Source organism: Kitasatospora sp. NPDC001547 (assembly GCF_042894165.1).
Classification (GTDB): Bacteria; Actinomycetota; Actinomycetes; order Streptomycetales; family Streptomycetaceae; genus Kitasatospora.
This window is the reverse complement of record NZ_JBIAVL010000005.1, coordinates 184,005-196,876: the sequence shown is the minus strand read 5'-3', so window position 1 is coordinate 196,876 and position 12,872 is coordinate 184,005. Positions and strand designations below refer to the sequence as shown.

At 73.4% G+C, this 12,872-nt stretch carries 14 protein-coding genes and 1 tRNA gene; 10 read left to right on the top strand and 5 right to left on the bottom strand.

Going from position 1 to position 12,872, the window contains the following annotated elements:
• Positions 1-254: 254 nt before the first annotated feature.
• Positions 255-899 (top strand): HhH-GPD-type base excision DNA repair protein, encoded by a 645-nt coding sequence (locus ACFY0X_RS11735; RefSeq protein ID WP_387752333.1) that lies wholly within the window; start codon positions 255-257, stop codon positions 897-899.
• Positions 900-1,007: 108 nt separating this feature from the next.
• Here ACFY0X_RS11735 and ACFY0X_RS11730 read toward each other — a convergent pair whose 3' ends face one another.
• Positions 1,008-2,486, bottom strand: coding sequence for an MFS transporter (locus ACFY0X_RS11730; protein ID WP_387752330.1), 1,479 nt, complete (start codon positions 2,484-2,486; stop codon positions 1,008-1,010).
• A 100-nt stretch (positions 2,487-2,586) separates the two neighbouring features.
• On the opposite strand from ACFY0X_RS11730, the gene ACFY0X_RS11725 reads away from it, so the two are divergent.
• Entirely contained in the window at positions 2,587-3,645 is a 1,059-nt protein-coding gene (locus tag ACFY0X_RS11725; protein ID WP_387752328.1) for a helix-turn-helix transcriptional regulator, read from the top strand.
• Here ACFY0X_RS11725 and ACFY0X_RS11720 read toward each other — a convergent pair.
• Positions 3,582-4,466, bottom strand: coding sequence for a hypothetical protein (locus ACFY0X_RS11720; protein WP_387752325.1), 885 nt, complete (start codon positions 4,464-4,466; stop codon positions 3,582-3,584). The two genes, ACFY0X_RS11725 and ACFY0X_RS11720, sit on opposite strands and share 64 nt — an antisense overlap.
• Before the next feature lie 9 nt (positions 4,467-4,475).
• Entirely contained in the window at positions 4,476-4,994 is a 519-nt protein-coding gene (locus ACFY0X_RS11715) for a YbhB/YbcL family Raf kinase inhibitor-like protein (protein ID WP_387752322.1), read from the bottom strand.
• An 83-nt stretch (positions 4,995-5,077) separates the two neighbouring features.
• On the opposite strand from ACFY0X_RS11715, the gene ACFY0X_RS11710 reads away from it, so the two are divergent.
• Positions 5,078-5,764 (top strand): rhomboid family intramembrane serine protease, encoded by a 687-nt coding sequence (locus tag ACFY0X_RS11710; RefSeq protein ID WP_387752319.1) that lies wholly within the window; start codon positions 5,078-5,080, stop codon positions 5,762-5,764.
• Between the two features lie 98 nt (positions 5,765-5,862).
• The gene (locus ACFY0X_RS11705) at positions 5,863-7,029 is read left to right on the top strand and encodes a hypothetical protein (protein WP_387752316.1); all 1,167 of its coding nucleotides are present in this window, start codon (positions 5,863-5,865) and stop codon (positions 7,027-7,029) included.
• An 80-nt stretch (positions 7,030-7,109) separates the two neighbouring features.
• Here ACFY0X_RS11705 and ACFY0X_RS11700 read toward each other — a convergent pair whose 3' ends face one another.
• Positions 7,110-8,687, bottom strand: a complete 1,578-nt coding sequence (locus ACFY0X_RS11700) for a helicase HerA-like domain-containing protein (protein ID WP_387752313.1) — start codon at positions 8,685-8,687, stop codon at positions 7,110-7,112.
• 202 nt (positions 8,688-8,889) lie between these two features.
• Between ACFY0X_RS11700 and ACFY0X_RS11695 the strand changes: the two genes are divergently transcribed.
• On the top strand, positions 8,890-9,186 hold the full coding sequence (locus ACFY0X_RS11695) for a type II toxin-antitoxin system VapB family antitoxin (protein ID WP_030061387.1): 297 nt from the start codon (positions 8,890-8,892) through the stop codon (positions 9,184-9,186).
• A 274-nt stretch (positions 9,187-9,460) separates the two neighbouring features.
• Entirely contained in the window at positions 9,461-10,135 is a 675-nt protein-coding gene (locus tag ACFY0X_RS11690; RefSeq protein WP_387753172.1) for a LytR C-terminal domain-containing protein, read from the top strand.
• Positions 10,136-10,210: 75 nt separating this feature from the next.
• Here the strand turns inward: ACFY0X_RS11690 and upp are convergent, their stop codons facing one another.
• Complete coding sequence (upp, locus tag ACFY0X_RS11685; protein ID WP_387752309.1) at positions 10,211-10,846, bottom strand: uracil phosphoribosyltransferase; 636 nt, start codon at positions 10,844-10,846, stop codon at positions 10,211-10,213.
• A 162-nt stretch (positions 10,847-11,008) separates the two neighbouring features.
• On the opposite strand from upp, the gene ACFY0X_RS11680 reads away from it, so the two are divergent.
• From ACFY0X_RS11680 to ACFY0X_RS11665, 4 genes are all read left to right on the top strand, one after another.
• On the top strand, positions 11,009-11,245 hold the full coding sequence (locus ACFY0X_RS11680; RefSeq protein WP_387752306.1) for a hypothetical protein: 237 nt from the start codon (positions 11,009-11,011) through the stop codon (positions 11,243-11,245).
• A 335-nt stretch (positions 11,246-11,580) separates the two neighbouring features.
• The gene (locus tag ACFY0X_RS11675; protein WP_387752303.1) at positions 11,581-12,138 is read left to right on the top strand and encodes a tRNA adenosine deaminase-associated protein; all 558 of its coding nucleotides are present in this window, start codon (positions 11,581-11,583) and stop codon (positions 12,136-12,138) included.
• 50 nt (positions 12,139-12,188) lie between these two features.
• Positions 12,189-12,716 (top strand): tRNA adenosine(34) deaminase TadA, encoded by a 528-nt coding sequence (tadA, locus tag ACFY0X_RS11670; protein ID WP_387752301.1) that lies wholly within the window; start codon positions 12,189-12,191, stop codon positions 12,714-12,716.
• 66 nt (positions 12,717-12,782) lie between these two features.
• Positions 12,783-12,869: transfer RNA gene (locus ACFY0X_RS11665), tRNA-Ser, on the top strand.
• Positions 12,870-12,872 lie beyond the last annotated feature (3 nt).

Below are 12,872 nucleotides of genomic sequence, written 5' to 3'. Positions count from 1 at the left end.
CCCATTCGACGGCTGTTCGGTTCGACACTCCCCTGACCCGGGGCACCCGACGGATGTGACAGGGGCGGGCAAAAAATTGTCCGCACCACCCCAATGCCCTGCCCGGAAACCGCTCCGCCAACGAACAATGCCGCTCTGACAAGGCCTTGAACAGACAAGACTTCCCCGGATACGGGCGTGTTGACCGCGTACGCCAACGCCGCTTCCACCAGACTGGGCGCCGACCCGACGTCAACTCCGAGGAGGGCAAGCCCATGAACGTCACCGTCCGGCTCGCACAGCAGCCCGAGGCCGACGAGCTGCTCGGACGCAGTGCGCTCGCCGCGCTCGTCGGCATGCTGCTGGACCAGCAGGTCCCGATGGAGTGGGCGTTCACCGGCCCGCTGACCATCGCCCAGCGCCTCGGCCACGACGACCTGGACGCCCACGAGATCGCCACCTACAACCCGGAGGAGTTCGTCGCGCTCCTCTCCGCGAAGCCCGCGGTCCACCGCTACCCGGCCGCGATGGCCAAGCGGGTGCAGCAGCTCTGCCAGTTCCTCGTCGCCCAGTACGACGGCGACGCCGCCGCGCTGTGGAAGAACGTCCGCACCGGCAAGGAGCTGCTCAGCCGGCTCAACGCCCTGCCCGGCTTCGGCAAGCAGAAGTCGCAGATCTTCCTGGCCCTGCTCGGCAAGCAGTACGGGGTGCGGCCCGAGGGCTGGCGGGAGGCGGCCGGGGCGTACGGCGAGGAGGGCGCGCACCGCTCGGTGGCCGACATCACCGGCCCCGAATCCCTGACCCTGGTACGGGAGTTCAAGCAGGAGACGAAGCGCGCCGCGAAGGAGGCCAAGGCCGCCGCCAAGCCGCGCACCACCACCCGTACGGCCGCCGCCCCCGCCCCGTCCGGTGCGCGCTGACCGACGGTCGGCCCGCCCGCCCGGCGGCACCGCGGCCGGGCCTTCCCAGAGCGCGACGCGGGCCCCGGCCGCGCCGCGCGACCGGGGCCCGCGAACGGGAGTGCTCCGTCAGGCCGGGACGGGCTCGCGCTCCTCCGCGGTGGAACCGGCCACCGGCCCGACCGCCTTGCGCCGCCGCGGCAGCGCGAACATCAGCAGGAACACGGCGAGCAGCACCCCGGCGACCCACCACATGGCGTGCACGAAGGCCCCGCCGAACGCCGTACCGACCGCCTCCGGCACGACCACGTCGTCCATCGCCCCGAAGAAGGCCACCGACACCAGGCCGAGCCCGAGCGCGTTGCCGACCTGCTGCACGGTGTTGATCAGCCCGGACGCCGAACCGGCGTGCTCGCGCGGCACCTCCGCCAGCACCGCGTCGGTGATCGGCGCGACGATCAGCCCCATCCCGAGGCCCATCACCACCAGCGGCAGCGCCATCTGCCAGGCCGCGATCGCCGTCCCGTACCGGTCCGCCTCCCAGATGTAGACGAGCACGCCCGCCGCCATCACCAGCGCGCCGGTCTGCAGCACCTTGCGCCCGAACCGCGGCACCAGCTTCTGCACCGACAGGCCCGCCGCCGTGGAGACCGCGATCGAGAACGGGATGCCGGTCGCACCGGCCTTGAGCGGGCTCCAGCCCAGCCCCACCTGCATGTAGAGGGTCCAGACCAGGAAGAAGATGCCGAGCGCCACCCCGAAGGCCAGCTGCACGCAGATCCCGGCCGCGAAGGACTTCACCCGGAACAGCGCCAGCTCCACCAGCGGCGAGCCGTCCCGCCGCGTCTTGACCTTCTCGTACACCACGAACAGGGCGAACACCGGCAGGCTCCCGGCCATCGACAGGTAGCCCCACAGCGGCCAGCCGGCCTCCCGGCCGTGCGTCAGCGGGTAGATCAGCATCAGCAGGCCGAGGCTGGCCAGCGCCACGCCCACCAGGTCCAGCTTCAGCGCCTGGTCGGCCTTCGACTCGTCGATGAAGCGGCGGCCGAGCAGCAGTCCGGCGATGCCGACCGGCAGGTTGATCAGGAAGATCGGCCGCCAGGCCAGGCCGAACAGATCCCACTCGGTGAGCAGCGCGCCGATCATCGGACCGGAGACCGCGCCCAGCCCGACCACCGCGCCGAACAGGCCGAACACCTTGCCGCGCTCCTCCGCCGGGAAGGTCGCGTGGATGATCGACAGCACCTGCGGGACCATCAGCGCCGCCGTCCCGCCCTGCAGCAGCCGGGTCGCGACCAGCATCTCCGGGTTGGCCGCCAGCCCGCACAGCGCCGAGGCCAGCGTGAATCCGCCGATCCCGATCAGGAACACCCGCTTGCGGCCGTGGATGTCGCCCAGCCGGCCGCCGGTGATCAGCCCGATCGCGAAGGCCAGCGCGTAACCGCCGGTGACCCACTGGAGGGTGCTGAAGGAGGCACCGGTGTCCTGCTGGATGCTCGGGATGGCGATGTTGACGATGGTGACGTCCACCAGGTCCATGAAGGAGGCGACCATCACGATCGTCAGCGCGATCCACCTCCGCCGATCCGCTGCCGCGGTGCTCATTCCGCCGTCCTCTTTCCTCACGTCCGCCTTTTTCACGTCCGTGACGGTAACGACCATGTAGGTCAGAACCTGTCCTAGTCGTTACGGCATGCTGAAGAACATGAGCGATACCCCGGCCCGGCTGCTGAACCTGCTGTCCCTGCTCCAGACCCCGCGCGAGTGGCCGGGCAGCGAGCTGGCCGAGCGGCTCGGCGTCAGCCCCCGCACGATCCGGCGCGACATCGACCGGCTGCGCGAACTCGGCTACCCGGTGCGGGCCAGCATGGGCGCGGTCGGCGGCTACCGGCTGGTCGCGGGCACCGCGATGCCCCCGCTGCTGCTGGACGACGAGGAGGCGGTGGCCATCGCGGTCGGGCTCCGCGCGGCGGCCGGGCACGCCGTGGTGGGCATCGAGGAGGCCTCGGTGCGGGCGCTCGGCAAGCTGCTCCAGGTGCTGCCGGGCCGGCTGCGGCAGCGGGTCGGGACGCTCAACTCCGCGACCGTGCCGCTGCTCACCGGGGACGGCCCGACCGTCGACCCGGAGGACCTCACCGTGCTCGCCCGGGCCGTCACCGCCCGGGAGCGGCTGCGCTTCGGCTACCGGGCGTACGACGGCGCCGAGACCAGGCGGCAGGTCGAGCCCGAGCGGCTGGTCTCGGTCGGCCGGCGCTGGTACCTGGTCGGCTACGACCTGGACCGCGCGGACTGGCGGCTCTTCCGGGTCGACCGGCTGACCGGCCCGGCCGCCACCGGCGTCCGCTTCACCCCGCGCCAGCTCCCCGCCGAGGACGCCGCCGCCTACGTGGCGGGCAAACTGCACCGCCCGTCACCGAGCGGCACCGTGGTCGCCACCGTGCACGCCCCGGCCGACCGGGTCCGGCACATCCTCCGGTCGGGCGACTCCGAGGTCGAGCCGATCGACGGGCACAGCTGCCGGCTGCGCTCGCACTCGGACTCGCTGGAGTGGACGGCGATGCGGCTGCTGTCGCTGGACTGCGCCTTCGAGGTGCACGAGCCGCCGGCACTCCGCGACCACCTGCGCCGGCTCGCCGCCCGCGCCCGGCACGCGGCGGGCCCGGAGGGCTTGGAAGGCCAGGACGCCGGAACGGCCGAGGGTCAGGCCGCCACCCGGAACCAGCCGTCGCCGGAGCGGAACCACAGCACCCCGTCCCGCCCGTAGGCGCAGCGCCGGTCGAGCTCCCCGGGGACGTCCACCCGCTCACGGCGCACCTCCCGCCAGCCCTTCCGGCTCTCCCGCTCGCACCGGACCAGCTGACCGTCGGGCTGGAGGAACACGGCCCGGTCCCCGGCGATCGCGAAGCCGACCGGCTGCCGGGCCGGCAGCCGCAGGACGACCGGCTCGCCCCCGGCGGGGTCGATCCCGGTGAGGTGGCTCCGGTCCCCGTACCAGGCGAGCCAGGCCCGCCGTCCCTCGGTGGCGGCGGCGAGACCCTCCAGGGGTTCGTCGCCCAGCGCCTCGAAGTCCGGCCGCCAGACGGTCCGCCCGGCGGTGTCCAGCCCGAGCAGGCCGCACCGGCCGAGCGGGTCGTCGCCGTGGTTGCCCTCGTCGCCGAAGGCCAGCCAGATCCGGCCGTCCCGGTCGGTGATCAACGCCTGGATGTCGTCGCCGAGTCGCAGCTCCCGGGCCGGTCGGCCGTCCGGGCCGAACACCTGGCCGTTGCGCTCCCGGCCGTCCGCCGTCGCCGCGGCCCGGCCCCCGGCCAGCAGCACCCGCCCGCCCGGCAGCAGCGCCAGCAGGTCCGGCGACACCCCGGCCCCGGCGATCGGCACCCGCCACCCGCCGTGCGGGCCGTGCACCACCACTTCGCCGTCGAACGGCAGCCGGGCGGCCGGCCACGAGCCGGCCGGCGCCAGGCACCGCTCCGGCACCAGCAGGACGGCGAGTTCCCCCTGCGGCCCGACCGTCCAGGCCGGGGCCCGGCGGCCGGCCCGTACGTCCTCCTCGGGCAGCCGCCAGACCTCGACCGGACGGTCGGGCATCGCCATTGCTCAGACCCCGTACTCGGCGGTCAGCAGCGCCCGGCCCAGGGTGTGGAAGGTGAGGTTGAAGCCCACCTGGGCCGGCGGGGTGTCGGCGGCGACGTCCAGCTTCTCCACGTCCAGCGCGTGCACGGCGAAGACGTAGCGGTGCGGGGCGCCGGGCGGCGGGGCGGCACCGTCGTACCGGTTGCCCGGGAAGTCGTTGCGGCCGTGGAAGGAGGCCTCGCCGGGCAGGTCGGCGTCCGAGGACCCGGCGCCGCGCGGCAGTTCGGTGGTGTCGGCGGGCAGGTTGAGGGCGAGCCAGTGCCACCAGCCGGAGCCGGTCGGCGCGTCCGGGTCGTAGCAGGTGACCGCGATGCTCCGGGTGCCCTCCGGCAGGCCCGACCAGGCCAGCTGCGGCGAGAGGTTGCCGCCCGCGTGGACGAACTCCTGGCCCAGCGTGCCGCCTTCGGTGAGGTCCTGGCTGCTGAGCCGGAAGGACGGCACCTGCGGCAGGAACTCGTACGGCAGCGGCGGACGAACACTCATGGGTGGTCACCTCTCACGGTCGGAATGACACGAGTCACTGTAATGGGGTGCACGTCCGATCCCGGCGCCCCTACAGTCGGGGCATGGCCGCCAAATTCGCCCAGTTGTTCGCCGACTCGCGTCGCGCGCTGTTCACCATGCTCGGTATCCAGGCCGTCATCTGGTCGGTGCAGGTGGTCAACTGGCTGGACGACTACGGGCTGTCGCGGGACTTCGGCCTGCGCACCGAGCAGGTCGGGGACCTCCCCGAGATGTTCACCATGCCGTTCCTGCATTTCAGTTGGAGCCACATCGAGGCCAACTCCTGGCCGCTGTTCGTGCTCGGCTTCCTGTCCGCGTACCGCGGCATGAAGAAGTTCCTGCTGGCCAGCCTGGTGATCCTGGTGTCCGGCGGGCTGCTGGTCTGGCTGCTGGAGGGCCCGAACACGGTGACCGCCGGGGCGAGCGGCATGGTCTACGGCTATCTGGGCTACGTGGTGCTGCGCGGCGTCCTGGACCGCAACGTGCTGGACGCGGCGGTCGGCATCGTCATCGCGGCGGTCTACTCGACCATCCTGATCGGGGTGCTGCCGGTCACCCCGGGCGTCAGCTGGCTGGGCCACCTCGGCGGGCTGATCGGCGGACTGGCCGCCGCCGTGCTGCTGCGCGAGCGACCGGCCGCGCGGCAGGCCCGGCAGTCGGCCGCACCGCAGGGGACCGCAGCGCAGGGGACGGCGCCGAACAGCCCCGGATCCGCCCTGCTCAAGCAGCTGGACGAGCTCGGCCTGTGAGGCCGGGCGGCGTACGCCGCCCGGGGCATCAGGTATAGACCAATCCCACCGCTGGGGCTAGCGTGGACCGCTCACCTCCCCAGCTCCGGAGCCGCACCGTGCAGTCGTCCGTCCTCGCCTTCGCCACTGACCTGCTCGACGAGGGCGCCGACACCTTCTTCGGCAACCTCGCCGACCGCGCCGGGGTCGGCGGCGTCACCCTCGCCTCGGTCTACCACCAGGCCCGCGACGTCTTCCCGCACAACCCCCGCCGGGTGGTCCGCTACCTGGAGCCGGGCGCGGCCTACTTCCGCCCCGACCCGACCCGCTGGGCGGGCCGCCGCCTGGCCCCCGTCCCGTCCACCGCGCTGGACGGGCGCGACCCCTTCGCCGAGGCCGCCGAGGAGGCCCGCCGCCGCGGCCTGAAGCTGCACGCCTGGACGGTCTTCTGCCACAACGACCGGCTCGGCTTCGCCCACCCCGACTGCGCCCCGGCCAACGCCTTCGGCGACCGCCACCTCACCGAGCTCTGCCCGGCGAACCCGGAGGTCCGGGAGTACGCGCTGACCCTGGTCGCCGAACTGGCCCGGTACGGCGTGGACGCGATCCGCGCCGAGTCCCTGCACTTCCACGGCCTGCGCCACGGCTACCACCACGAGCGCTACTTCGAGGAGCTGGGCCCGAGCGCCGAGGCGCTGCTCGGGGTCTGCTTCTGCCCGCACTGCCGCGCCGCCGCCACCGGTGCCGGCGTCCCGGCCGACGAGGTGGCCGAGGCGGTCCGCACCGAGCTGCGCCGCCGGCTGGCCGACGAGTCCGCGGCCGCCGAGCCCGCCGACCTGAGCGCCCTCGCCGACGGCGCCTTCGCCGCCTACGTGGACGCCTCCGCCGCCACGGTCACCTCGCTCGCCGCCGAACTCACCGAGCAGGCCCGCCGGCACGGCATGCGGCTGAGCTTCATGGACGGCGGCGGCCCGGGCACCGGCTGGCTCTCCGGCATCGACCTCCCGGCCCTCGCGCAGGCCACCGACCAGATCGAGACCCTCGGCTACGCGAAGACCCCGGAGGCGGTCCGGGAGAAGATCGCCGCCTTCGCCCTGCACGGTGTCCACCCGCGGTCCATGGCGGTGATCCTGCGCCCGATGTCCTCCGACTGCGACGGCCCGGAGAACCTCGCCGCCAAGATCGCCGTGCTGCGCCGACTCGGCGTCCCCGAGGTGGAGTTCTACAACTACGGCCTGATGCGACTGTCCTCCCTGGACCGGATCGGCGCCGCGCTCGCCGGCTGACCGGCCGGCGCCGCGCCCCATCGGCCGACGCCCACCGCCCCACCGGCCGACCGGCCGGCGCCGCACTCGCCGACCCCCCGTCAGCGCCGCCGCTTGGACGTCCCGAACAGGCTGCGCGAGATCTCCTGCCCGAGCTGCCGCCCGGCCGAGCGCGCGAAGGACTTCACGGCCGGGTTGTTCAGCAGCGAGCCGAGCAGCCCGCCCGCACCCGAGTGCTCCCTCGCCCGCTCCCCCGACTCCCCCCGCTCCTCCCGCCGCGGCGCGGGCTGCTCGGGCTGCCCGGCCGGCGCCGCCTCCGGCCGGGGCGCGCGCGCCGCCAGCTTCTCGTACGCCGACTCCCGGTCGACGGCGTCCCGGTAGCGCGCCGTCAGCGGCGAGGCGTCCACCACCGCCCGCAGGTCCGTCGCCCCGAGCGGCCCCATCAGCGACTGCGGCGCCCGCAGCCTGGTCGCCGCGACCGGCGTCGGCGCGCCCTTCTCGGAGAGGACGGTGACCACCGCCTCGCCGGTGCCCAGCGAGGTCAGCACCGCGCCGAGGTCGTACGAGGACCGTGGGAAGGTCGAGACGGTGGCCTTCAGCGCCTTGGCGTCGTCCGGGGTGAAGGCGCGCAGCGCGTGCTGCACCCGGTTGCCCAACTGCGCCAGCACGTCGGACGGGACGTCCCGCGGTGTCTGGGTCACGAAGAAGATGCCGACGCCCTTGGAGCGGATCAGCCGCACGGTCTGGGTGATCGCCTCCAGGAACGCCTTGGAGGCACCCTTGAACAGCAGGTGCGCCTCGTCGAAGAAGAACACCAGCTTGGGCCGGTCCAGGTCGCCCACCTCGGGCAGCTCCTGGTAGAGGTCGGCGAGCAGCCACATCAGGAAGGTGGAGAACAGCCGCGGCCGGTCCTGCACCGCGGGCAGCTCCAGCACCGAGACCACGCCCCCGCCGTCCGGGGTGGTCCGCAGCAGCTCGGCGGTGTCGAACTCGGGCTCGCCGAAGAACGCCCCGGCGCCCTCGTTCTCCAGCACGGTGAGCGCCCGCAGGATCACCCCGGCGGTGGCCGCCGAGAGCCCGCCGATGGTCCGCAGTTCCTCCCTGCCCTCCGGCGAGGCGAGGAAGGCGATCACCGCGGTGAGGTCCTTGAGGTCGTAGAGCTCCAGGCCCTTGCCGTCGGCGTAGTGGAACACCAGGCTGAGCGAGGACTCCTGGGTCTCGTTCAGGTCGAGCACCTTGGCCAGCAGCAGCGGCCCGAAGCTGGTGACGGTGGCCCGGATCGGGATGCCCGCGCCCTGCCCGCCGAGTGAGTAGAACTCGGCCGGGCAGCCCCGGGGCGTCCACTGCTGCCCCACCTCGGCGGCCCGGGCGGTGGTCCGCTCGCTCGGCGTCCCGGGCGCGGCGACGCCGGAGACGTCCCCCTTGACGTCGGCCAGGAACACCGGCACGCCCTGCCCGGAGAGCTGTTCGGCGATCAGCTGGAGGGTCTTGGTCTTCCCGGTGCCGGTGGCCCCGGCGACCAGCCCGTGCCGGTTGAGCACGCCCAGCGGGACGCGCACCCGGGCGTCCGGGTACGCGGTGCCGTCCAGCAGCACCGCGCCGAGGTCGAGCGCGGGGCCGGTGAAGGCGTACCCGTCGGCGATCTCCCGGACGGCCTGCGGGGTGGGGTCGGAGGACATCGGTGCACACTCCTGAGCGGATTGGAACGCTTCGGAACGCTTCGGCATCGGCTTTCATCGACTCGGAACCCGATCGGCACCGGGCGATGTTCGCGACATTTCCCATCAAACAGCCGCATTCGTCCACGCGCAGTTCACACCGGCGCGCGTGGCGGCGCCGCGGCTGCTGCGCCATCCGCCGCCCAAACGGTAGGCTTTCCGTGTGATCTTCAAGCGCATCGGCAATGGGCGGCCGTACCCGGATCACGGCCGGACGAGCACCCGCCAGTGGGCTGACGTCGCCCCGCGCCCGGTGCGACTCGACCAGCTGGTGACCACTAAGGGGCAACTCGACCTCGAAACCCTCCTGGCCGAGGACTCGACGTTCTACGGGGACCTCTTCGCCCACGTGGTGAAGTGGCACGGCGACCTCTACCTGGAGGACGGCCTGCACCGGGCCGTCCGGGCCGCGTTGCAGCAGCGCCAGGTGCTGCACGCCCGCGTCCTCGAGATGGAGTGACGGCCCCCGCCACGGGGACCGCCGGGCCGCCACGGGCTCTTCCGGACCGCCCCCTCGCCACCCGGCGGAGGGCGGTCCGCGCGTACCCCGGTACCCCCTTTCGGGTACCGGGGTACGCCAGATGATGATCGTTTAGTACCTTCGAGGCCGTACGGCACTACGCTGCTGACTACGGCCGCGACCAGGGGATTCCGCCCGCAGCGGGGGAAGTCCCCACCCGGCCGATCCGTCATCCCGACCCCGCCCCGGCACGAGGGGGAGACAAACCGTGAGCATGTTGACTCCCCGAGGCCTCAAGGGGAAGCAGTACCGGGTCACCGGCAACACCTACCCGCGGTTGGGCCGCCCCCCGAAGAAGAGCCGCAAGGTGATCGCCGCGCTCGCGGGCCTGCTCGCCCTGGCCCTGATCGGCCTGGGCGGCCTGCAGCTGTACGACATCTTCACCGGCAGGAACAAGAGCGCCTCGGCCCAGGCCTGCGCGACCCCGTCCGGCAAGGCGCTGGCCGCCCCGACCCCGGGGGCCACCCCGGGCGCCTCCGGCGCGCCCGCCGCCGCGCAGGGCGACCCGCACGCCGTCCCGCAGCCCGCCGCCGTCACCGTGAACATCTACAACGCCACCACCAAGGCCGGTCTGGCCGGCCGGACGGCCGAGGAGTTCAAGAAGCGCGGCTTCGTCATCGGCAAGGTCGGCAACGCCCCGGCCGAGCTGGACAAGAAGGTGCCCGGCACCGCCCAGGTGATCGCCGGGCCGGCCGGCGCCGGCGCGGGCACCCTGGTCGGCTCGCAGATCGCCGGGGCCGCCGTCACCGCCGACGCCCGCACCGACGCCACCGTGGACTTCGTGATCGGCGACAGCTACAACGCCCTGCTGGACGAGACCCAGGCCGCCGCCGCCCTCGCGCTGGCCACCAAGCCCTCCCCCACCCCGACCGCCACCGGCAGCTGCTGAGGCGCCGAACACCGAGAGCCCCCGGCAGACGCAGTGCCGGGGGCTCTCGGTGTTCGGTGGTTCGGGTGGGGAGGCTCAGCCGGCCGTGCCGTACAGGCGGTCGCCCGCGTCGCCGAGGCCGGGGACGATGTAGCCGTTCTCGTTGAGCCGCTCGTCCAGGGCGGCGGTGACCACGGTGACCGGCAGGCCCGCCAGCTCCCGCTGCATCACCTCGACGCCCTCGGGGGACGCCAGCAGCACCACGGCGGTGACGTCGGTGGCCCCGCGCTCGATCAGCATCCTGAGCGCGGCGACCAGGGTGCCGCCGGTGGCCAGCATCGGGTCGAGCACGTAGACCTGGCGGCCGGAGAGGTCGTCCGGCATCCGGGTGGCGTAGGTGGAGGCCTCCAGGGTCTCCTCGTTGCGGACCATGCCGAGGAAGCCCACCTCGGCGGTCGGCAGCAGGCGGGTCATCCCGTCCAGCATGCCGAGGCCGGCCCGCAGGATCGGGACCACCAGCGGTCGCGGGTAGCTGAGCCGGGTACCCGTCGTGACCGCCACGGGGGTGGTGATCTCCACCTCGTCGGTGCGGACGTCCCGGGTGGCCTCGTAGGCGAGGAGGGTCACCAGTTCGTCCGTCAGGCGACGGAAGGTCGGCGAGTCGGTGCGCTCGTCGCGCAGGGTGGAGAGCTTGTGGGCGACCAGGGGGTGGTCGACGACGTGGAGACGCATGTACCGAGGTTAGCCCGGTCCTGGACGGGTGTACGACCGCCGTGCCCCACCCGCGTGCCGGACCGGGTGACGTTCCGGTGACACGCCGTGACCCGCCGCGGATGTCCGGACGGAACTGCCCCCTGTGGTATCAACCGGGCCGTTCGGGGAATGTCACGTCTTATGACGAGCAACCCGAACGCCGGGGACGGCTCGAAGGACGAGCCCGTCGACGGGGCGGGCCGCAGCCCGGGCCCGCCGTACGACCATCCGGAGACCGAGGCGGAGCGCCGCAAGCGGCGGGCCGTCTTCCTGCGCGAGCTCACCGAGGCCCGCGAGCTGCGGGAGCGGGTGCAGCCCCGACGGACCAAGGAGCGGCGGATGCGCGAGGCGATGCGGATGCGGACCTTCCGGATCTGACCGGCCCGGACGACGCCCGGACACGGCCCCCGCACCGCCCTGGCAGGCCCCAGCCGCGGGCCCCGCCCGCCCCCGGACGGCCCGCGAAACGGCCCGCCCCGATCCCAACGGGCGTTCGGAGCAATTTTCGACCGGCCCCGGACCGCCCCGGCCCGACTTCACCGCCCGCCACCCGGTCCTTCCGACACGACCTGCGAAGACGCGCTGCCGAACACCCCCCGCGAGGGCGGGCTTTCTGTCACGATTCCGATGGGACGGTCCGAACAAGCGGACCGCCTCTGGCGCGGGGGCGGCCAGAATTCCGCGTCGCCCGTGCGCGCCGACAGCCGAGACCGATGATCTTGGGAGTGTCCCTGGTGGCGTACTTCGCTGCAGTGCTTGCTCGCACCGAGGACGGGTGGGATGTGAGCGAGACGGAGCTCGACGACGTCGAAACCCTGGCCGATCTGACCGATCTGGCCCGCGACTCCGCCCAGGACGACGACAGCGTCCTGATCTTCATCGAACAGGAGGACGCCTGGTTCGCCGTCGTCCGCGTGGACGGCGAGGAGGACCCGCGGATCTTCGTGTCGGACGGCGCCGCGGCCGCCCGCAGCTCCTACGGCGCCGTCCTCACCGACGAGTTGGTCGACCAGGCCGGCGAGAGCGAGTTCGGCGACCTGGACCACCTGCTGGACGAGGCCGAGGAGGCCGAGGAGCAGGACGAGGAGGACGCCGACGCCCGCGGCGGCGTCCCGGTCGGCCCGCTCGGCGACGCCCACCTGCTCACCGAGTTCGGCCTCGCCTCCGACGCGCTGCTCGCGCTCAGCGGCGAGGGCGCGGTGCCGGGCGACGCCCTGGAGGAGATCGCCGAGGCCCTGGGCTGCGGCGAGGTCCTGGAGGCCGTCCGGTAGCGGGGTCGGTCATGCCGGTGTCCGCCACCGGATACCCGACACTGGATGCCATGCAGCCCGCATCCACCCCGCTCACCGTCCCGCTCGTCCCCCCGCTGCCCGCCCCCGTCCGCCCCGACCCGGTCCGCGACCGCTGGGCGGCGCCGATGCGCCTCGCGATGGCCGAGGCCGCGCTGGCGCCGGCCACCGGCGACGTACCGGTCGGGGCGCTCGTCCTGGACCGGCACGGCGAGGTGATCGGACGCGGCCACAACGAGCGCGAGGCGGTCGGCGACCCGACCGGGCACGCCGAGGTGGTCGCGATCCGGCAGGCGGCCGAGAAGACCAGGGAGTGGCGGCTGAGCGGCTGCACGCTGGTCGTCACGCTGGAGCCGTGCACCATGTGCGCCGGCGCCATCGTGCTGTCCCGGATCGACCGGGTGGTCTACGGCGCCCTCGACGAGAAGGCCGGCGCGGCCGGCTCGCTCTTCGACGTGATGCGCGACCGCCGGCTCAACCACCGCCCCGAGGTGATCTGGGGCGTGCTCGCCGACGAGTGCGGCGAGCAGCTGCGCGCCTTCTTCGACACCCACCGCTGAGGCCCGCCGACCGCAGTGGCGATACGGATTTCGTGACTGCGCCACACCTCCGGTAGAGTTCCTCTCGGTAGCGTGTCCGAGCGGCCAAAGGAGCACGCCTCGAAAGCGTGTGTGGGGGCAACTCCACCGTGGGTTCGAATCCCACCGCTACCGCTC

Coding starts and splice junctions, on each gene's coding strand:
- upp (WP_387752309.1), bottom strand. CDS start 10,846: ATGCGTCTCCACGTCGTCGACCACCCCCTGGTCGCCCACAAGCTCTCC.
- ACFY0X_RS11715 (WP_387752322.1), bottom strand. CDS start 4,994: ATGAGTGTTCGTCCGCCGCTGCCGTACGAGTTCCTGCCGCAGGTGCCG.
- ACFY0X_RS11700 (WP_387752313.1), bottom strand. CDS start 8,687: ATGTCCTCCGACCCCACCCCGCAGGCCGTCCGGGAGATCGCCGACGGG.
- ACFY0X_RS11725 (WP_387752328.1), top strand. CDS start 2,587: ATGAGCGATACCCCGGCCCGGCTGCTGAACCTGCTGTCCCTGCTCCAG.
- ACFY0X_RS11735 (WP_387752333.1), top strand. CDS start 255: ATGAACGTCACCGTCCGGCTCGCACAGCAGCCCGAGGCCGACGAGCTG.
- ACFY0X_RS11710 (WP_387752319.1), top strand. CDS start 5,078: ATGGCCGCCAAATTCGCCCAGTTGTTCGCCGACTCGCGTCGCGCGCTG.
- tadA (WP_387752301.1), top strand. CDS start 12,189: ATGCAGCCCGCATCCACCCCGCTCACCGTCCCGCTCGTCCCCCCGCTG.
- ACFY0X_RS11720 (WP_387752325.1), bottom strand. CDS start 4,466: ATGCCCGACCGTCCGGTCGAGGTCTGGCGGCTGCCCGAGGAGGACGTA.
- ACFY0X_RS11675 (WP_387752303.1), top strand. CDS start 11,581: ATGATCTTGGGAGTGTCCCTGGTGGCGTACTTCGCTGCAGTGCTTGCT.
- ACFY0X_RS11730 (WP_387752330.1), bottom strand. CDS start 2,486: ATGAGCACCGCGGCAGCGGATCGGCGGAGGTGGATCGCGCTGACGATC.
- ACFY0X_RS11690 (WP_387753172.1), top strand. CDS start 9,461: ATGTTGACTCCCCGAGGCCTCAAGGGGAAGCAGTACCGGGTCACCGGC.
- ACFY0X_RS11680 (WP_387752306.1), top strand. CDS start 11,009: ATGACGAGCAACCCGAACGCCGGGGACGGCTCGAAGGACGAGCCCGTC.